This is a genomic window from Mycolicibacterium wolinskyi (genome assembly GCF_002101965.1).
Taxonomy (GTDB): Bacteria; Actinomycetota; Actinomycetes; order Mycobacteriales; family Mycobacteriaceae; genus Mycobacterium; species Mycobacterium wolinskyi.
In genome coordinates this window covers 309,625-327,994 of record NZ_LQQA01000013.1, presented here as the reverse complement: position 1 = coordinate 327,994, position 18,370 = coordinate 309,625, and the positions used below count along the sequence as shown (strand labels likewise).

The window sequence follows — 18,370 nt, the reverse complement described above, 5'->3', positions numbered from 1 at the left end:
CTCAATCCATCCGGCCCGCGTCGACCACCCGCAGAATCGGCGTGCCTTCCTCATCTGAGGCTTCGAGATCGACTTCGACGTCGAAGCCCCAGTCGTGGTCGCCCGCGGGGTCGTCGAGAATCTGGCGTATCCGCCACCGGCCGGGCTCGCGGTCGATGATGAGGAGCGCGGGGCCGCGGGCGTCGGCTCCGGTGCCGACGTCGGAGTGCTCGTCGAAGTAGGCGTCGCCGGCCTGTTCCCACCGTTCGGCCGTCCACCCGGAGTCGGTGTCGAGTTCGCCGAGCTCGTGCCAGCGCCTCCGGGCGAACAGTTCGACGCGCCGGAACAGTGCATTGCGCACCATCGCGGTGAACGCGCGCTCGTTGCTGGTGAGCGGGCGAGTGGGGGCAGCTCGAATCTCCCCGCCGGGAATATCGACCGGCTGATCGGGGCTCGTGAGCTGTTCCCATTCGTCGAGCAGGCTCGAATCGACTTGGCGGACAAGCTCACCGAGCCACTCGACGATGTCGATGACTTCCTCGGTGCGCGCGGCGGCGGGCACGCCGGATCGCAGGGCCTTGAAGGCGTCGGACAGGTACCGCAGCACCGCTCCCTCTGAGCGGGTGAGCCCGTACGCGCTGACGAACTCCCGGAACGTCATTGCGCGCTCCCACATTTCACGCACGACAGACTTCGGGGACAGCCGCGCGTCGGCAGCCCATGGATTGGATTGCAGGTACACCTCGTAGGTGTGCTCGAGCAGTTCGGCGAGCGGTTTGGGGTAGGTGACCTCGTCGAGCAGTTCGATGCGCTCGTCGTACTCGATGCCGTCGGCCTTCATCTGCGCGACGGCCTCGCCGCGGGCCTTGTTCAGCTGTGCGGCCAAGATCTGTCGCGGGTCCTCGAGTGTCGCCTCGATGACCGACACGACGTCGAGCGCATAGGTGTCCGATGACGGGTCGAGCACGTCGACCGCGGCGAGCGCGAACGTCGAGAGTGGTTGGTAGAGAGCGAAATCGGGAGGTAGGTCCACGGTGAGCCGGTAACGCCTGCCATCGGGCTCCGGTTCGTCGAGACGCTCCAGCACACCGGCCTGCAGCAGTGACCGCGCGATGCCGACCGCGTCGCGGATGTGCTGAAGCTGGCGCTTGCGCGGCTCGTGATTGTCGGTCAGCAGGCGCCGCATCGATACGAACGGGTCACCGGGACGGTCGACCACGTCGAGGATCATCGACGTCGACACGCGCATATTGCTGGTCAGCGGCTCGGGTGCGGCCTCGATCAGACGGTTCATGGTCTGCTCGCTCCACGGCACCATGCCGGGAGGGGCCTTGCGTCGCACCAGTTTCCGGCGCTTCTTCGGATCGTCGGCGACCTTGGCGAACTGCTTGAGATTCTCCACCTCGTGCTCGGGCGCCTGAACGACGACCGTGCCCGCGGTGTCGTAACCGGCGCGCCCGGCCCGGCCGGCGATCTGGTGGAACTCGCGGGCGTTGAGCAGCCGCGTGCGGGTGCCGTCGTACTTCGACAGCGCCGAGAACACGACCGTGCGGATGGGCACATTGATGCCGACGCCGAGGGTGTCGGTGCCGCAGATGACCTTGAGCAGACCGGCCTGGGCCAGCTGTTCGACCAGCCGCCGGTACTTGGGCAGCATGCCGGCGTGGTGGACGCCGATGCCGTGCCGGACGATTCGTGACAGCGCCGAGCCGAAGGACGTGGAAAATCGGAAGCTGCCGATGTGGTCGCGGATCGCGGCCTTTTCCTCCTTGGTGCACACATTGATGCTCATGAGCGCCTGCGCGCGTTCCAATGCCGAGGCCTGGGTGAAGTGCACGACGTAGATCGGCGCCTGCTTGGTGTCGAGCAGGTCGGCGATCGTCTCGTGCATCGCCGTCGTCGCGTAGTTGTAGAAGAGCGGAACCGGGCGTTGTGCGCCCGCCACGTGCGCGGTCGGCCGTCCCGTGCGGCGGGTGAGGTCCGCGCGCAGGTACGTGACGTCGCCGAGCGTGGCCGACATCAACAGGAACTGCGCCTTCCGCAGTTCCAGCAGCGGCACCTGCCAGGCCCACCCGCGATCCGGGTCGCCGTAGAAGTGGAACTCGTCCATCACCACGAGGCCGATCTCGGCGTTCTCACCTTCGCGCAGCGAGATGTTGGCCAGCACCTCGGCGGTGCAGACGATGATCGGCGCGTCGGCGTTCACTGCGGCGTCGCCGGTGAGCATGCCGACGTTGACGGCCCCGAACACCTCGCACAGGGCGAAGAACTTTTCGCTCACCAGCGCCTTGATCGGTGCGGAGTAGTAGCTGCGGCGCCCGGTGGCCAAGGCCGCATACACCGCACCCGTGGCCACGAGCGACTTGCCCGAACCGGTGGGCGTCGCGAGGATCACGTTCGCGCCGCTGACCAGCTCGATCAGCGCTTCCTCCTGCGCGGGGTACAGCGTGGTGCCGTTGGCCTGCGCCCAGGCCGAGAACGACGCGAACAGTTCATCGGGGTCGGCCGCATTGGCCCGTAGGGCGGACAGGTCGTGGGGGTCGTCGAGGAGCGCGGGCATCGTGGACACCAGCCTGCCCGACGCGGCGTTCACCGCGTGCACCGCCATGGCCGTAATAATCAGCGGGTGCCGACACCGACTTTGACCGAGTCCGTCTTGTTGGTGATGGTCGTGCTGTTGTTCGCGGCTTTTGTCACGTTCCTGGTGCTGTTCATCGTCAGCCGGCGGCAGTTGACGAATGCCAGGCGCGAGATCGAGCGCATGCAGCTGGAGAACGACGACCGTCGCCGCCGCAAGCGTCGCGGCGTCGCGCCGTTGGCGATCAAGACGGTGTTCCAGACCGCGGACATGCTGATCAACAAGGGGCTCGGCGCCACCGTGCGCAACTCGATCGAAGATCTGGCGGGTTGGGCGCAGGTGGAACGTCCCGACCTGGCCCGGCTGACCGCCGACGGCCGGGTCGTCATCGTGTTCTCCGATATCGAGGGCTCGACGGAGTCGAACGCGGCGATGGGCGACCGGGCCTGGGTGAAGCTGCTGGACAGGCATAACCGGCTTGTCGAGAACTGCGTCGGCCAACACGGCGGCCACGTCGTCAAGACACAGGGCGACGGTTTCATGATCGCGTTCGCCGACCCGGAGAACGCGGTGCGGTTCGCCACCGCGGTGCAGCACGCGCTGGCCGAAAAACCCGAGCGCTGGCAGGGCATTCGGGTTCGGATGGGCATACACATGGGCACGTCGGTGCGGCGCGGGGACGACCTGTTCGGACTCGACGTCGCGATGGCGGCCCGGGTGGCCGATCAGGCGGACGGTGGCGAGATTCTGATCAGCGAGCCGGTCGCCGACACGGTCGCCGACCTCGACGACGTCATGCTGGCCGCACCCCGCGAGGCCGAGCTCAAGGGTCTGCCCGGCACCCACCGGTTGTTCCCGGTGATGATCGAGCAGGAGGCTTAGACGCGCGGCTTGATGTGGCGCGTCACCCACTGGGCGGCCAGCTTCACCAGGCCGGTCTTCGGGTAGCTGATGTGTGCGTCCCAGTTCCTGCCGAGTGAGCAGATGGGATCGGCCGGCGCGCACAGGTCGGCCGTGCGGGAGCCGAAGACGGGGCTCATCCGGGTCAGCGGCTGACCGATGCGCGCCGATGGATTACCGAAGACGACGATGGACGCGATGTGCGGTACGACGGCGGCCGGCAGCGGCGCGGTGTAACCGAGACCCGCGACGGGCGAGGTGGCGACGACGTCGACCACGGCCGCACCCTGCGAGTAGCCGCCGAGCACGATCTGCGTTCTCGGACATTTCGCGACGGTGCTCTGCACGCGCTTGCTCATGTCGGTGGCGCCCGCCGCGGCCTTCATGAAGTCCCACGACGCCGGGTACTTCACCGCGTAGCTGCCGACGGTGGAGCCCTTCACCATGGGTTTCAGGGTGTCGACGAAAGCCTGGCCGACAACTCCGATGCCGGCCGGTTCATCGGTGCCCCGCGCGAAGATGACCTCGATGTCGGGGCATTCTGGGGCGGCCGCCGCAACCGGGGGCACGATGAGGCCCGCCGCGGCGACAGTGCTGACCGCGGCGGCGGCCAAGCCCGCCCGGCTGCCCTTGTGCCCGCCCACAGGTCATGCCTCTCCTCGACTGGGCCCGTCCATACGGTTCCACCAATACCCAATAGTCACTTTTACCACTCTTTTAACAGCAGCGCCCAGGCATAGACGTCGTGGTGAGCGGGTATTGCCAGATCATGGTGGGCGCACGGGATTCGCTGTTCGACGAACTCCTCGACCTTGAGCGAGCGGGTTGGGACTCACTGTGCAAGGCGACCGGCGCCGAATTCTATGGCGAGCTCATGCTGCCCGACGCGGTCATGGTGCTCGCCAACGGCATGGTCATGGACCGCGACACCGTGGTCGGCGCACTCTCGGCCTCGCCGCCGTGGCGTACCTATGAGATCAGCGATGCCCGGTTGATCGCCGTCGACGACGACAACGCCGTTCTCGTCTACACCGGGACGGGATACCGCGACGGCGACGAGCCGGCGTTCGTCGGCGCGATGTCGAGCGTCTACCACCGCGCCGACGGCCGCTGGAAACTCGCCCTCTACCAACAGACCCGAATGCCGGACTGATGGCGAAATATGCCCTCAACGAGTCGGCCGTCGAGTTCGCCCGCGAGCTCATCGAATCCCGCCAGTACGTGCTCGACAGCGACTGGGGCGAGGTCCAACCGCGAGCCGACGTGCAGAACTCCTATCTCGAAAACCATGACTGGGATGCGTATGCGAACTGGCATCTGGGCTTGACCGAGGGCGCCAACGACGAGACCAAGGCTCGATATGCGTTCGCATACGGCGACTTTCGCCGCGTCCACCGGACCGGCTTGATCGCCTGCGTGTACCGAGCCTCGGAATGGCGGCACAAGGCCGTGGAACTCGCGGCCCACGACCTTCTGCAGCTCCTCGACAAAGCCGCCGGCATCGCCTAGCGGCCGATCCGTCAGATCGCTTGTTGCGTCGGCAGAATCGTGATCTCGGTGAGATTGATGTGGCGCGGGTTCGCCGCGATGAACGCGACCGTCTCCGCGACATCCGCCGGGCTCAGCACGTCGATCTCCTTGATGAGATCGGCCATCAGCCGGCTCGCGTCGGGATCGGTGACGTGGTCGGGCAGTTCGGTGTCCACCATGCCGGGTTCGATCGTGGCGACGCGCACCATCTTGCGACCGAGCTCGACTCGCAGCAGCCGGGTCAGCTGGCTGAGATACGCCTTGGTGCCCGAGTAGACCGAGAACTTCTCCAGAACCCGGGTCGCCGCGATCGACGACGTCGTGATCAGATCGGCCGCCCGGCCTGCCGCGGCGGCGTCGACGAGGTGCGGCATGAAGGCACCGATGGTGTTCATAACGCCGGTGATGTTCAGGTCGATCTGGCGCTGCCAGTCATCGATCTTCAGGTCGTCGATCGGCGATATCAGTTGAACCCCGGCGTTCGCGAACACCAGGTCCACCCGCCCGAGCTCCGCCGACACGTACTCGGCGGCGGCAGTCACGGCGTCGCGGTCGGTGACGTCGAGTGGCACGGCGAGGGCTCTCCCGCCGGCCGCGGTGATGCGCTCGACCAACGCGTCGAGATTGGATTTGCGCCGGGCCGCCACGGCGACGCCGGCACCCAGACCGGCCAGCCGCACGGCGGTCGCTTCCCCGATTCCGCTCGATGCGCCCGTCACGAAGGCGGTACGGCCGGCAAGGGCGGAGGCGGTGATGATCTTGGACATCTCGTCTTCCTCTCGTTGAGTGCTGTAGTTGGGTGCTGCAGTCGAATCAACCAGCCGGCCGCACCGAAAAGGCTGCTCAAACCTGCCCGGCTTATCGGGGGACAAAGTGGGCCACCCTTGGAGGTGCCGTGGCCGCCGAGGCCCGCAAGACTGATGTCGTGGACAGGAATCGTTCCGAGCTCGCTGACTTTCTCAGCACTCGTCGGGCCCGGCTCACTCCTGAGGACGTGGGTTTCGGTGGTGAGTTCGCCCGGCGGCGCGTGCCGGGGCTGCGACGTGAGGAGCTCGCACAGCTGGCCGGGGTGAGCGTCGACTACTACACGCGGCTGGAGCAGGGGCGCAGCCGCAGTGCGTCGGCCGACGTTCTCGACGCGCTCGCGACGGCACTGCAGCTCAACGACGCCGAGCGCGACCACCTGCACAAACTCGGCCGCCCGCAACCCGAGACGCGGCGTCATCGTTCGCGGCCTCAACACGTCCATCCCGCGACGCTGGATCTGTTGGACCGTCTGGACGGTGTGCTCTCGCCGGCGTTCATCCTCGGCAGGCGGTTGGATGTCCTCGCGCACAATCGACTGGCCGGTGCGCTGATCACCGAGTTCCGGCACCTGCCCGCGCCCCAGCGCAACCAGGCCCGGTTCGTCTTCCTGGACCCGCACGCGCGCGAGCTCTACACGGACTGGCGCCAGGTCGCCATGGACACCGTCGCGATGTTGCGCCACGACGCCGGCCGCTACCCGGACGACCCCAGGCTGTCGGCGCTCGTCGGTGAGCTGTCGATACATTCCGACGAGTTCCGCACCTGGTGGGCCCGCCACGATGTCCAGCGCCGGACCACCGGAACCAAGAGCTATCACCACCCCGTGGTCGGCGACCTCACCGTGCAATATCAGGCCCTCAATCCGAGTGGTGACGAGGACCAGGTGTTGATCGTCTACACTGCAGAACCCGATTCGGCCTCAGACACAGCGCTGCGACTGTTGGCCAATTGGCGTGAGCGCGAACATGATTCGGGCACCGACACGGTGTCCGTCCGGAAGGAGAGCCGATGACGCACACCGAGCGCGAAGAACAGGCCGTGGCAGTGGTGCGGCGCAACACCGAGGAGGTGCAGGGGAAAGGGAACTTCGAGTTGTTCGAAGAACTCTTCGCCGACGACTTCGTCGATCACACGCCGCAACCGGGGACGACACCCGACAAAGACGGCGTCCGGGTGTTGTACCGCCGCCTGCGCGAGGCTTTCCCGGACTTCCGCCCGGAGATCCACTGGCAGACGGTCGACGGTGATCTGGTGACGACCTACAAGACCTACCACGGGACGCACCACGGAGACTTCCTCGGGCTCGCGCCGACCGGGCGGCCGGTCCAATTCGAGACGGTCGACGCGATGCGGGTACGCGACGGCCGCATCGTCGAACACTGGGGAGTCGCCAATCTCTTCTCGGTGGTCGGCCAGTTGGGCGCGCGCATCGAGCAGTGATGACTGCCGTCACCGGCGAGCGTGGCTGTCCAATGCCATCGGCAGTCCGCGTTGGCGAACCCACTCGTGGTGGCGCCTGCCCAACTCCGTGACGGGCTCGGCGACGCCGTCCATGTCATCCATGAGGGCCTTCGCATACAGGGACGCGTTCATGCCGGCGCCGATGTGGGTCAACGCGAGCTGAACCCGGGGAAACATCGAAAAGTCCTCGGGCACAAGCATTCGATTGACGGGATTGTCGGCGCTGGGCGAGAACAAGGCGTGCATCAAGCGTGCCGTGGCGGCTGACGTGTAGGTGACGGGTTGAGGCATGTCCGTCATCTCGTGGAGTAACACGTCCCACCACGACCGCAGTTCGTCCAACGTGATGGGACGCCCTGTGGCGAAGAAGCCCAGTTCGGCCATCAGCCCGCGACAGTCGTCGTACCGGCCTTCGAGCGCCGCGCGGTTCATCGCGACCCACGGGTGCCGAAGCCGTTCGGGCAAGACCTTCACGCATCCGAAGTCGAGGAAGCCCACAGTGCCGTCGGCTCCGAAGCGATAGTTGCCGGGATGGGGATCGTTGTGCAGCAGATTCCCATGGCGGAAGTTCCCGTGCACGAACCGCGCGATGATCTCGGTCCACCGGTTCTTCAGCTCCTGATCGGCGTGCTGCGCTGTCTCCCAATCCATTCCGGGCAGCAGTGTCATCGTCAGTACTCGGTCGCCGGATGCCTCGGGGATGACTTCGGGGATACGGATGAACGGATGGCCGCGATAGAGAGCACCGAACCGGGTGATCATTTGTGCTTCGTGTCGATAGTCGACCTCCTCGGCGATGCGGGCTGCCGCTTCGCGTGCGAGGCTTCGGACATCCGCGGCGACTCCGGCGGCCGCGGTCGCGAACCTCATGACCGTCGCAAGCAGTTCGGTGTTGGCCAGGTCATCGCGGATTGCTTGTGCCACACCGGGGTACTGGATTTTGATTGCGACTTCTCGACCGTCCCGCAGGACAGCCCGATGAACCTGCCCGATCGACGCGGCCGCCATGGGTTCGTCGTCGAATTCGGCGAACAGGTCGACCGCGTCTCCGAGTTCGGCGCCGAGCACGTCACGTATGAGGGCAACGTCCATCGGCGGAGCGTCGGCGCGTAATCGGGTCAGCGCCTTCTGGTATGGCGAGAAGCCGCCGCTGCCGAACGCGTCGCCGTCGACCATCGACATCAGTTGGCCGACTTTCATCAGCACGCCGCGGGAATGTCCCAGCAGGTCGGTGTAGCGATCGGCGGTGCGCTCGTGGAAGCGAGCCACGGCATCGGTGTCGCCGGACCGTTGGCGGAACTCCGCGACGAAGCGGCCTCCGACGGCCCGGGCGGTGAACCCGGCCAAGGGCATCGTCCGGCGGATCCGCCCGCGCGGCACGGAATCGTCTTGCGGCATCGGGGCTCCCCACTGTCGGTATCCGCAGCCGTAAAGTAGAGTCTTGCATAAGGTAAGTGATCACTTTGGAGAGGTCAATGGCTGCATCTGCGTCGACGCGTGAACGCCTGGTCACCGAGGCGATGCGGTTGTTCAGCGACAAGGGTTTCGATGCGACGAGCGTTTCGCAGATCGAGGCCGCGGCGGGCCTGGCACCGGGATCGGGAGCCCTGTACCGCCACTTCAAGTCGAAGGACGCCCTGCTGGAAGCGGGTATCGATCGGCAGCTCGACCGCCGTCGCGCCATGCGAGACATCCGCGCGTTGTTCGCCGGGCTCGATGACCTGCGGGCCGAGCTCACGGTCCTCGGCCGTTACCTGCTCGGCGTCGTCGACGAGGAGATCGAGATGCTGCAGATCGCCGCGCGGACCCCGGCCGGGCGCTCAGCGCGCCTTGACACTGCCTACAGTGCGCTCATCGACGGGCTGAACGGCGAACTCGCCGAGTGGATCAGCGCGTGGAAACCGCAACTGCCGCAGAGCGATTGCGAGGCGCTGGCGGCGCTGGGAGTCAACGGAATCCTCGGCGTCCGCTTCATGAGCCATCTCGTACACCGGACGCGGTCCCACGTCCCGGACGACCGGTACCTCGCGGAGTGGACCGCTGTGCTCGCCGCCAGACTCGAATCCTGTTGATCGCCGGCACGTCAGGCTTCGTGGCCGGGTTCGAGATCTTTGACGTCGGTGAAGCTCACCCAGGTGTGCCGGCGCCCCGTCGCGTGCGCGGCAACAGGTTTCAGCAGATGCCCGACATGGTCGCCGAGGTCGAATCTCTCGGTGATCGCTCCCACGAACCATGCGCCTGCGGCATCGAGGATCGGGGTGCCTGCCGGACCTTCGTGCCAGCGGCAGCGTTCGAACTTGTCGACCGTATCGCCGGTTTGGGTGCCGAACCAGCGGGCGAGGTCGATCTCGTTACGTGACACCAGGTGTACGCCCAGGTGTGTCGCATCCTGCGCGATCGAGAACGTGTGGTTCTTGCGCGACAGACCGACAAGGAACATCGGCGGATTGATACTCGACTGCGTGGCGAACCCCACGAGGCAGCCGCCCAACCTGTCCCCGGCCCTGGCGGTGACGACGAACATCGGGTAGTCGAGCAGACCTACGAGATCCTCGAACGCTGCCACGCGGTCATCAGACATCGCATCGACCCCTCAATCGCATGACAGCAGTATGCCCGTGCCAGGTGTTTGGGGAACGGCCGCCGGGGTAGCCACACCGCAACATCGGCGATGGGAGTCTTGCTGTGAAAGCTGTTACCTGGCATGGGCGCCGCGATGTGCGGGTGGATACCGTGCCGGATCCCGAGATCCAGGAACCCACGGACGCCATCATCGAGGTGACGTCGACCAACATCTGCGGATCCGATCTGCACCTGTACGAGGTGCTGGGGGCCTTCATGCACGAGGGCGACATCCTGGGCCACGAACCGATGGGCATCGTGCGCGAGGTGGGTTCCGAAGTCGACGGGCTCGCCGTCGGTGACCGTGTGGTGATCCCGTTTCAGATCTCGTGTGGGCACTGCTTCATGTGCGACCAGCAGCTCTACACGCAGTGCGAGACGACGCAGGTGCGCGACCAGGGCATGGGGGCCGCACTGTTCGGCTATTCCGAGCTGTACGGTCAGGTCCCCGGCGGACAGGCCCAGTACCTGCGCGTGCCGCAGGCCCAGTTCACCCACATCAAGGTCCCCGAAGGGCCGCCGGACTCCCGGTTCGTCTACTTGTCGGACGTCTTGCCGACGGCGTGGCAGGCCGTCGCGTACGCCGAGATCCCGAAGGGCGGTTCGGTGACGGTCCTGGGGCTGGGGGCCATCGGTGACATGTCGGCCCGGATCGCCCAGCACCTCGGCTACGACGTCATCGCAGCCGATCTGGTGCCGGAACGCTTGGAACGGGCGAAGTCTCGCGGGATTCGTACCGTCGATCTGCGCTCGCTCGGCGTTCCGCTGGGCGACGTGATCCGCGACATGACCGAGGGGCGGGGAACCGACTCGGTGATCGACGCCGTCGGCATGGAGGCGCACGGTTCACCCGTCGCGTCGATGATGCACAAGGTGACCGCGTTGCTACCTGACGCGATCGCGAAACCCATGATGCAGAAGGCGGGGGTCGACCGGCTCGATGCGCTCTACTCGGCGATCGACATCGTGCGCCGCGGCGGCACCGTGTCGTTGATCGGTGTCTACGGCGGCATGGCGGACCCGATGCCGATGATGACGTTGTTCGACAAGCAGATCCAGCTGCGGATGGGCCAGGCCAATGTCAAGAAGTGGGCCGACGACATCATGCCGCTGCTCACCGACGACGATCCGCTCGGCGTCGACACATTCGCCACACACGTCCTGAGCCTCGACAAAGCCCCGCACGCCTACGAGATCTTCCAGAAGAAGGCGGACGGCGCGGTCAAGATCATGCTCAAGCCCTAATTCTGGTGGCGAAATAAGCTGATGAACATCCGACCCGCAGAGGAAGTGCATGTTCATCGTCGTTCTCGCCACGATTCTCGGGCTGATGCACTTCTACATCTGGGTCCGCGTCATCAAGAACACGACGTCGCCGGGTCGCGCGCGGTGGCTGCTCACCACGATCCTTCTCGCGCTCACCGTGCTGTTGTTCGCGACGCTGATCCTGCCGCGGGTCATCGGGCTGACCGAGTCGGCGTGGTTCGCGTGGCCCGGCTATGTCTGGTTCGCCCTGGCGGTCTACCTCTTCCTCACCTTGCTCGTGTTGGAGCCGGTTCGGCTGGCGCTGCGCGGCTGGGTGCGGCGCGCCCCTGAACCACCCGCCGTCGAGGACCCAGAGCCGGGCGTCAACCGACGGCTGTTCCTGGCCCGTGCGAGCGCCGTGGCCGCGGGTGTGGCGTCGGCCGGTTTGGTCGGGGCAGGCATGGCCAGCGCGCTCGGGCCGCCGGATCTGTTGCGTGTGCCGGTGCGGCTACGCCGACTCGATCCGGCGTTCAACGGGTTTCGGATCGCCGTGGTGTCGGACATTCACCTCGGCCCGTTGGCGGGGCGTGCGCACACCGAGCGGATCGTCGAGATGATCAACGAGACCGCGCCCGACCTCGTCGCGATCGTGGGCGACCTCGTGGACGGCACGGTCGAGGAACTCGGGGCGGCCGCAGAACCGTTGCGGGATCTGGTTTCTCGTGACGGAACCTTCTTCGTGACGGGCAATCACGAGTACTTCGTCGACGACACGACCGCATGGCTTCGCGAGTTGGACCGGCTGGGTATCCACACGTTGCGCAACGAGAACACGCTGATTCGGCGCGGGAGTGCCGGGTTCGATCTGGTCGGAGTCAATGACGTCGCCGGTGAGTCCATCGCCGAGCCCCCGGACTTCGACCGCGCGCTGGTCGGTACGGATCGGGCGCGGCCGACGGTGCTCCTCGCGCACCAGCCGGTCCAGGTGGCCGAGGCGGCCGACCGCGGGGTGGACCTGCAGCTGTCGGGACACACGCACGGCGGGCAGATGTGGCCGTTCCACTATGTGGTGCAGGCCGTGCAACCGTCGCTCGCCGGGTTGTCCAATTTCGGCGACACGCAGCTGTACGTCTCTCGCGGCGCGGGTTTCTGGGGTCCGCCCGTGCGCGTCGGCGCGCCACCCGACATCAGTGTGCTGACCCTGCAGACCGACTGATGCGGTGAACTGAGCTCGGGGCAGCGTCGTTCCACTACGGACTGTTGACCACGGATTTCCAAGGGTCCGGTCCGGCCGCACAACGGCCAGTCTTGGTTCGACGGACACGAAAGGTAAACCCCGATGTCGAAGATACTGCTGCAGACCACGATTGCGGAGAATCCCAACGACTGGGATGTCAGCCGGTTCTCGCTGCTGGCCGAGGAGCTGAGGGCGGCCGGGCATCAGGTGGTCGCGCGCAACCGCGTCGACAACACCGACGACCTGGTGCTCAGCCACATCGACAAACTGGGATTCGATCAGCTGTGGCTCATGTGCGTCGACGTCGGCGACGGTCTGACCGCCACCGAGGCGGCCGCGATCCTCCAATTCCGGGAGAACGGCGGCGGAGTTCTCACCGCCCGCGATCACCAAGATCTGGGATGTTGCCTGAACTGCCTCGGATCGCTCGGCGTCGTCAACGAGTTCCACGACAAGAGCATCGACCCGGCGACGATGTGCGACGACCCGGACAACCCGGACATCTCGTGGCCCAACTATCACTCCGGCGCGAACGGCGACTACCAGCCGGTGCTGACCGACGGTCCGGTGCACGAACTTCTGCGCACGGACAAGACCGCGAGCGGGCGGATCGAGTGGTTTCCGGCGCACCCGCACGAGGGGCTGGTGTCACCGACCGGTTCGTTCACGTCGGTCCTGGCGCAAGGACGCAGCAAGGCGACCGGACGGCGTTTCAATCTCGCCGTGCTGCTCGACGGCGAAGTCACCGCGGCCGGTCGCCCGATGGGCCGCGCCCTCGCCGAATCGACGTTCCACCACTTCGCCGATTACAACTGGGACACCGATCGCGGCGCGCCGTCCTTCGTCACCGAACTGCCGGGCACGCAGATCAAGGAGGACCCCTATCCGCTGGCGGTCTTCAAGGACTACGTGCGCAACGTCGCCACCTGGCTGCGGCCCGGTGCACCGCACATCCCGCTGATGTCGTCGGAGGCGTTGTCGCAGGCGTAAACGCCACCTCGTGCATGACATTGGCAAAGCCTGGGTACATACGGCAGGGGAGGAGTCGTATCGGAAGGACCCATGACAGCACCGCGATTGCAGTTTGACCAGCGTGACGTGGCCGAAGCCCAGCACATCGTCGGCGCGGTCGCGTCGGCGTTCTCGGCCAAGGTCGTGGGGCAGAACCATCTGCGGGAATCGATGCTCGTGGCGCTGCTCGCCGGCGGTCATCTGCTGGTCGAAAGCGTCCCGGGATTGGCCAAGACGACGGCCGCGCGGGTCGTGGCCGAATCCATCGACGGCAGCTTCCGCCGCATCCAGTGCACACCCGACCTGTTGCCGAGCGACATCATCGGCACGCAGATCTACGAGGCCGCCACCAACTCGTTCGCCACGCAACTCGGCCCGGTGCACGCCAACATCGTGCTGCTCGACGAGATCAACCGCTCGAGCGCCAAGACACAGAGCGCGATGCTCGAGGCGATGGAGGAACGCCAGACCACGATCGCGGGCGTCGAATATCCGATTCCCGAACCGTTCCTGGTGATGGCGACGCAGAACCCGGTCGATCAGGAAGGCACGTATCCGCTGTCGGAGGCCCAGACCGACCGGTTCATGCTCAAGGAACTCGTGCACTACCCGTCGACCGACGACGAGGTCGAGATCATCGAGCGGATGGACGCCGGACTGTACGACCGGGCGCACCGCGCCGCACCCGTCGTCAGCATCGACGATGTGCGCCGCGTCCAGGACATCGTCCGGTCCGTACACCTCGACCGTGCGTTGATCGAATACGCGAGCCGTCTGGTGGGCGTCACGAGGGAACCCGACAAGCACCTGCCCGCCAACCTCGCCCGGCTCATCGAATACGGGGCCAGCCCGCGCGCCACGATCGCGTTCTGCCGAACCGCCCGGGCGCTGGCGGTGCTGCGGGGCCGCGGTCACGTGGTGCCCGATGACATTGCCCGGCTTGCCCATCGCGTTTTGCGGCATCGCTTGATCCTGGGCTTCGAGGCCGCCAGCGCAAGGGTCACCCCCGACGTCGTCGTCGACGCGGTGCTGCGCGCGGTTCCCGTCCCGTGAGGTCGGTGGGACCACTGTGGGCAAGCATCTCGACTCTGCCAAGGCGTATTTCGGCCGCGACGCCGGCGGCCTGCTCGAAGGCGGCCGCTACGCGCTGATCCACACGCGCAGCCTCGAATTCGACGAACTACGTCCCTACGTCCCCGGAGACGACGTCCGCGACATCGACTGGAAGGCGTCGGCGCGCTCGGGCCACACTCTGATCAAACGGTTCGTCTCCGAGAAACACCACAAAATCCTCGTGGTGGCCGACGCGGGACGGAACACGTCGGCGCTGGCGCCGTCGGGTGAGCCGAAAAGGGATGTCGCAGAGAACATCATCGGTGCGATCGGTCTCATCACCCTGCCCCGTTCCGACGAGATCGGCATGGTGCTGGGCGACCGTCGCGGCTGTGTCGACATCCGGCTGCGTCGCGGCGAGACCCACATCGAGAGCATGCTGCACCGGTTCCACCACCACGCGACGACTAAACCCGGCCCGAGCGACATCCTCGTGCAACTGGAGTGGGTGGCCCGCCACTACCGGCACCCGCTGCTCGTGTTCGTCGTGTCCGACGAACCCGAGGTCAGCGATCGGCTGGCCGATGTCCTGCGCTCCCTGAGCGCGCGCCACGACGTGTTGTGGACCATGGTCGCCGACGCGTCCGCGGTGGCAGGCACCGATGACGACGGACGCGCGTTCGATGTCGCCGACGGCAGCTTCGTGCTCGACAAACTGGACAAGCACGTGATCGACGCGTATCAACGTGCTGAAGAGGCGCGGCGGGAACAGCTTTCGGAGTTCCTGACGACGCATCGCGTCCCGCACGCCCAGATCGGCAGCAGCCAGCGGATCCGGGCGGCCCTGACCGCGATGACGGGGGTGTACGCGCGTGCCGGATGACTTGTTGCGGTACGTGATCGGCCCGTCCCCGTACTCGTCGTCCTGGTGGTGGCTCGCCGGGGCGCTGATCGTGGTGCTGATCGTTTGGTACACAGCGGTGTTCGTCCTGACATCCTTGAATCAGCGCCTGCGTGATCTGCCGATCCTCGGGGCCGCCCGCGAGGAATTGATCAAGCGCCGTGCCACGCGTGCCGTCCGGTCGATCGGAAACCGTTATCGTGCGGGCGATCTGGCTGCTGGACCTGCCGGGGCTGCGCTGAGCCGTGAGTTACGGACGTTCCTGCACGCGACGACGGGGATTCGCGCGCAGTACATGCAGGTCGACGACATCGCGGCGAGCACGCTCGCCCCGGCCGCGCCGATCCTGTCGGAGTTGACCGACGTGCAATTCAACGATCGTTCGACGGTCGACGTCGGCGTGGCAAGCGAATCCGCCGAGGAGCTGATCCGCGCATGGAGCTGATCTGGTGGATCGTGGTCATCGTCGGTTGCGTTGCGCTGGCCGGCTGCGTGGTTCACGCGCTCCTGTGGCCGCACCGCGTCGACCGTCAACGGCTGTGTCCGCTGGCCAACACCCGGCGCCTGACACGATTGCCGGAATACCTACGCGCCGTGCGTGTGCGCACGATCACCGCCTGCGTGTCGATCGCGTTGCTCGTCACGGCGTTCGCGGCAGCCGTTCTCGTCACAGCCCGCCCGATGGGCCTGCCGTCGACCACGCAGACCAGCGAAGCCCTTGCGCCCGAGGACATCATGGTGTGTGTCGGCGCGCCGGTATCCGAACCCGCGGTCGCGGCGACGATGCGGTACTTCGCCCAGCGGGTCACCTCATTCGGCACCGAGCGGATCGGGCTCACCTCGGCAAATCGGCGGGTCATTCCACTGACCCGCGATTACCAGTACGCCGCAGGCCAATTCGGCGCATACGCGCAGCCGGTCGAACAGCAGGACGGTGAGCCCTTCGTCGCGCCGGTGTCCTACGTCGACTACGCCGAGAACGTCGAAGACGTCCTTGCACTGTGCCTGACCGGTTTCCCGACGTTCGACGAGAAGACCCCGCAGCGCCGGTCGCTGATCTATGTCGGCCCGCAATCGCTTCCGGGGCCGGGCGGAGCGCAGTTGTTCACCGACGAACGCGTCCGCGAGATGGCCGCCGCCGCGGGAGTCCAGGTCAACGTGCTCGCCACCGACACCGGTGGGGGACCACTCGACGAGCTCGCCCGCAGCACCGGCGGACGGTCCTTTGAGGCCGGTGCGGCGGTCGATGGGCAGCTCGACGACATCAGAGACCACCCGCCGAGTGCGGCGTCGAGGGGGGACAACGCCACCCGGTCCATCGAAACACCCGATGTCGGCCTCGTCGTGGCTCTGCTGGCAGTGGTCGCCCTGTCGCTGTGGCCGGTGGTGGTGCGCCGGTGACCCTGCAACCCGTACTCCCTCCGCTGCTGCTCGCGGCGGTGGCGGTGCTCGTGGTCGTCGCCCGAGTTGTGATGCTGCGTCGGCGACCCGACACCGAACGCACCCGCACGGTGATGTGGCGCTGGGCGGGGATGACCGCGGCCGGACTGTTGCTGCTGCTGGCCGCGGCCCGTCCGACGATCGGCAGCGATGACCAGGCGGCAGCCCGGGCTGCCGGTGACCGGGAGCCGAATGTCTTTGTGGTACTGGACCGGTCGGCTGACATGTCGGTGCGCGACGTCGACGGGCGAACGCGCATGGCGGCCGCGCACGACGACATCGCCGCGCTGATCGACCGCTACCCCGACGCGCGGTTCTCGGTTCTCGGATTCACGTCACGGCCCTCGGTGGATTGGCCACTGTCCGCCGACACCTGGAGTCTTCGGCCGCTGCTCGCTGCGATGACGCCGGAGGCCGCGCCCGACGAACTCACGAATGTCGGTGCGGCGGGCACCGTGCTGCGCTATCAGCTCATCAGCGCCAGGCAGCAGTTCCCGCGCGCACAGAACCTCGTGTTCTACCTCGGCGCCGGCGCGGTGGGATCCGAAGCGCCACAACGCCGATTCGAGCTGCAGGAGAATGCAGTCGACGGTGGCGCGGTGCTGAACTACGGCCGTACCGAGGTCGCCGCGTTACGTGGCGTCGCCGACCAGATCGGGGTGCCGTACGTGTTGCGCAGCGACACCGCGCCGCTCGCCGAGGTGCTTCCGGACGACGAGGGCACGACCCGGGCGGCCGATGCGACGACGGTGGCCGCGCGCCTGGAGCTCTACTGGATCTTCGCCGGCCTGGCCGCGATCCTCATCCTGATCGAGCTGTACCTGACGTTGCGCGAGTTTCGCCGCATCCGGCCCGTCGACGTAGGGGCGCTGCCATGACCCTGCGCCGCAAGCTGTTGGTGTTCTCCGCACCCGTCGCGCTGCTACTCGTCATCGCCGTGCTCAAGCTCGTGTCGGTCGGTGTCGCGGGCCAGTCCGCCGTCTCGAACTTCGCCGATCGCGACGCCGGGGCGATGGCCGGTGATGTGGCCGTGCTGCGGGTGCTGAATATCGTCGAGCCCGCCAGGGCGTACTACGCCGACGGTGCCCGCGCGGTTCTGGAGAACCGGCTGGAGGACGCCGACCGGCAGTTCTCGGAAGCGCTGGCCCGTACCGACCTTTCGCAATCCTGTCCGGTCCGGGTGAATCTCGTGCTCGTCCGCGAAACGCTCGGGGACCGTGCGGCAGGCGTCTTCGACAGTGAGTCCGCGGCCGCCCGCTACCTCGCCGCCAAGGCCGTCGTCGAACAGGCTCCGGACGGGTGCTTCGCCGGCAACAACGACCCCGACCCGCAGCGGCAGGCTGTGCGCGCCGACGCGCTCGCCCGGCTCGACCGCAAGATCGAGGCGGTGCGTGCGATACCTCCGCCGCCCCCGCCACCACCGCCTGCCGCAACCCCCGTCGCGCCGCCGCCCACGTCGGGTGGGGGAGCGCCGGACCAGTCGGAAAACCGGCTCGACCCCGAAACTGGTGATCCGCTGGAACGGCTGCAGGAGATCCTTCGCGACGCGGCCGCGTAACCGGCATTCGGTCGCCGGGATACTGTCGAGCCGGAAGCGGGTCGACGA

20 protein-coding genes are annotated in these 18,370 nt (G+C 66.8%); 15 read left to right on the top strand and 5 right to left on the bottom strand.

From position 1 onward, the window contains the following. Position 1 precedes the first annotated feature (1 nt). Positions 2-2,587, bottom strand: a complete 2,586-nt coding sequence (locus AWC31_RS13685) for a DEAD/DEAH box helicase (protein WP_085144726.1) — start codon at positions 2,585-2,587, stop codon at positions 2-4. Positions 2,588-2,644: 57 nt separating this feature from the next. Between AWC31_RS13685 and AWC31_RS13680 the strand changes: the two genes are divergently transcribed. Beyond that, a complete protein-coding gene (locus AWC31_RS13680) occupies positions 2,645-3,439 on the top strand; it encodes an adenylate/guanylate cyclase domain-containing protein (RefSeq protein WP_085144824.1) in 795 nt (264 codons plus the stop codon). Here the strand turns inward: AWC31_RS13680 and AWC31_RS13675 are convergent. Continuing rightward, complete coding sequence (locus AWC31_RS13675; protein ID WP_085144725.1) at positions 3,436-4,101, bottom strand: cutinase family protein; 666 nt, start codon at positions 4,099-4,101, stop codon at positions 3,436-3,438. The two genes, AWC31_RS13680 and AWC31_RS13675, sit on opposite strands and share 4 nt — an antisense overlap. Before the next feature lie 125 nt (positions 4,102-4,226). Here AWC31_RS13675 and AWC31_RS13670 point away from each other — a divergent pair, with 125 nt between their 5' ends. Together AWC31_RS13670 and AWC31_RS13665 are read left to right on the top strand one after the other, a co-directional pair. Then, positions 4,227-4,610, top strand: a complete 384-nt coding sequence (locus AWC31_RS13670; protein ID WP_085144823.1) for a nuclear transport factor 2 family protein — start codon at positions 4,227-4,229, stop codon at positions 4,608-4,610. Further along, positions 4,610-4,966, top strand: a complete 357-nt coding sequence (locus tag AWC31_RS13665) for a hypothetical protein (protein WP_085144724.1) — start codon at positions 4,610-4,612, stop codon at positions 4,964-4,966. Before AWC31_RS13670 ends, AWC31_RS13665 begins: the two co-directional genes overlap by 1 nt. Positions 4,967-4,977: 11 nt before the next feature. On the opposite strand, the gene AWC31_RS13660 is transcribed toward AWC31_RS13665, so the two are convergent. Beyond that, positions 4,978-5,754, bottom strand: a complete 777-nt coding sequence (locus AWC31_RS13660; RefSeq protein WP_085144723.1) for an SDR family oxidoreductase — start codon at positions 5,752-5,754, stop codon at positions 4,978-4,980. A 158-nt stretch (positions 5,755-5,912) separates the two neighbouring features. On the opposite strand from AWC31_RS13660, the gene AWC31_RS13655 reads away from it, so the two are divergent. Then, entirely contained in the window at positions 5,913-6,806 is an 894-nt protein-coding gene (locus AWC31_RS13655; protein ID WP_085144822.1) for a helix-turn-helix transcriptional regulator, read from the top strand. Then, a complete protein-coding gene (locus AWC31_RS13650) occupies positions 6,803-7,234 on the top strand; it encodes an ester cyclase (protein ID WP_085144722.1) in 432 nt (143 codons plus the stop codon). Before AWC31_RS13655 ends, AWC31_RS13650 begins: the two co-directional genes overlap by 4 nt. A gap of 9 nt (positions 7,235-7,243) precedes the next feature. On the opposite strand, the gene AWC31_RS13645 is transcribed toward AWC31_RS13650, so the two are convergent. After that, positions 7,244-8,653 (bottom strand): ABC1 kinase family protein, encoded by a 1,410-nt coding sequence (locus AWC31_RS13645; protein ID WP_110775060.1) that lies wholly within the window; start codon positions 8,651-8,653, stop codon positions 7,244-7,246. Positions 8,654-8,730: 77 nt separating this feature from the next. Here AWC31_RS13645 and AWC31_RS13640 point away from each other — a divergent pair, with 77 nt between their 5' ends. Then, a complete protein-coding gene (locus AWC31_RS13640; protein ID WP_085144721.1) occupies positions 8,731-9,327 on the top strand; it encodes a TetR/AcrR family transcriptional regulator in 597 nt (198 codons plus the stop codon). Between the two features lie 11 nt (positions 9,328-9,338). Here AWC31_RS13640 and AWC31_RS13635 read toward each other — a convergent pair whose 3' ends face one another. Continuing rightward, positions 9,339-9,836, bottom strand: a complete 498-nt coding sequence (locus tag AWC31_RS13635) for a flavin reductase family protein (protein ID WP_085144720.1) — start codon at positions 9,834-9,836, stop codon at positions 9,339-9,341. Between the two features lie 104 nt (positions 9,837-9,940). Between AWC31_RS13635 and AWC31_RS13630 the strand changes: the two genes are divergently transcribed. The 9 genes from AWC31_RS13630 (at position 9,941) to AWC31_RS13590 (ending at position 18,322) form a co-directional block, all read left to right on the top strand. Next, entirely contained in the window at positions 9,941-11,122 is a 1,182-nt protein-coding gene (locus AWC31_RS13630; RefSeq protein WP_085144719.1) for a zinc-dependent alcohol dehydrogenase, read from the top strand. A 49-nt stretch (positions 11,123-11,171) separates the two neighbouring features. Next, positions 11,172-12,338: a metallophosphoesterase gene (locus AWC31_RS13625; protein ID WP_085144718.1), complete on the top strand. Its 1,167-nt coding sequence runs from the start codon at positions 11,172-11,174 to the stop codon at positions 12,336-12,338. Between the two features lie 123 nt (positions 12,339-12,461). Beyond that, a complete protein-coding gene (locus AWC31_RS13620) occupies positions 12,462-13,349 on the top strand; it encodes a hypothetical protein (protein ID WP_085144717.1) in 888 nt (295 codons plus the stop codon). Between the two features lie 72 nt (positions 13,350-13,421). Then, positions 13,422-14,423, top strand: a complete 1,002-nt coding sequence (locus AWC31_RS13615) for an AAA family ATPase (protein WP_085144716.1) — start codon at positions 13,422-13,424, stop codon at positions 14,421-14,423. A 16-nt stretch (positions 14,424-14,439) separates the two neighbouring features. Further along, on the top strand, positions 14,440-15,306 hold the full coding sequence (locus AWC31_RS13610; protein ID WP_085144715.1) for a DUF58 domain-containing protein: 867 nt from the start codon (positions 14,440-14,442) through the stop codon (positions 15,304-15,306). Next, entirely contained in the window at positions 15,296-15,769 is a 474-nt protein-coding gene (locus AWC31_RS13605; protein ID WP_085144714.1) for a hypothetical protein, read from the top strand. The genes AWC31_RS13610 and AWC31_RS13605 overlap by 11 nt, the downstream gene beginning before the upstream one ends. After that, the gene (locus AWC31_RS13600) at positions 15,760-16,725 is read left to right on the top strand and encodes a hypothetical protein (protein ID WP_085144713.1); all 966 of its coding nucleotides are present in this window, start codon (positions 15,760-15,762) and stop codon (positions 16,723-16,725) included. Before AWC31_RS13605 ends, AWC31_RS13600 begins: the two co-directional genes overlap by 10 nt. Then, positions 16,722-17,642 carry a vWA domain-containing protein gene (locus AWC31_RS13595; protein WP_085144820.1) on the top strand — a complete coding sequence of 307 codons (921 nt, stop codon included), beginning with the start codon at positions 16,722-16,724 and terminating at the stop codon, positions 17,640-17,642. Before AWC31_RS13600 ends, AWC31_RS13595 begins: the two co-directional genes overlap by 4 nt. Then, positions 17,639-18,322, top strand: a complete 684-nt coding sequence (locus tag AWC31_RS13590; protein ID WP_110775059.1) for a hypothetical protein — start codon at positions 17,639-17,641, stop codon at positions 18,320-18,322. Before AWC31_RS13595 ends, AWC31_RS13590 begins: the two co-directional genes overlap by 4 nt. Positions 18,323-18,370 lie beyond the last annotated feature (48 nt).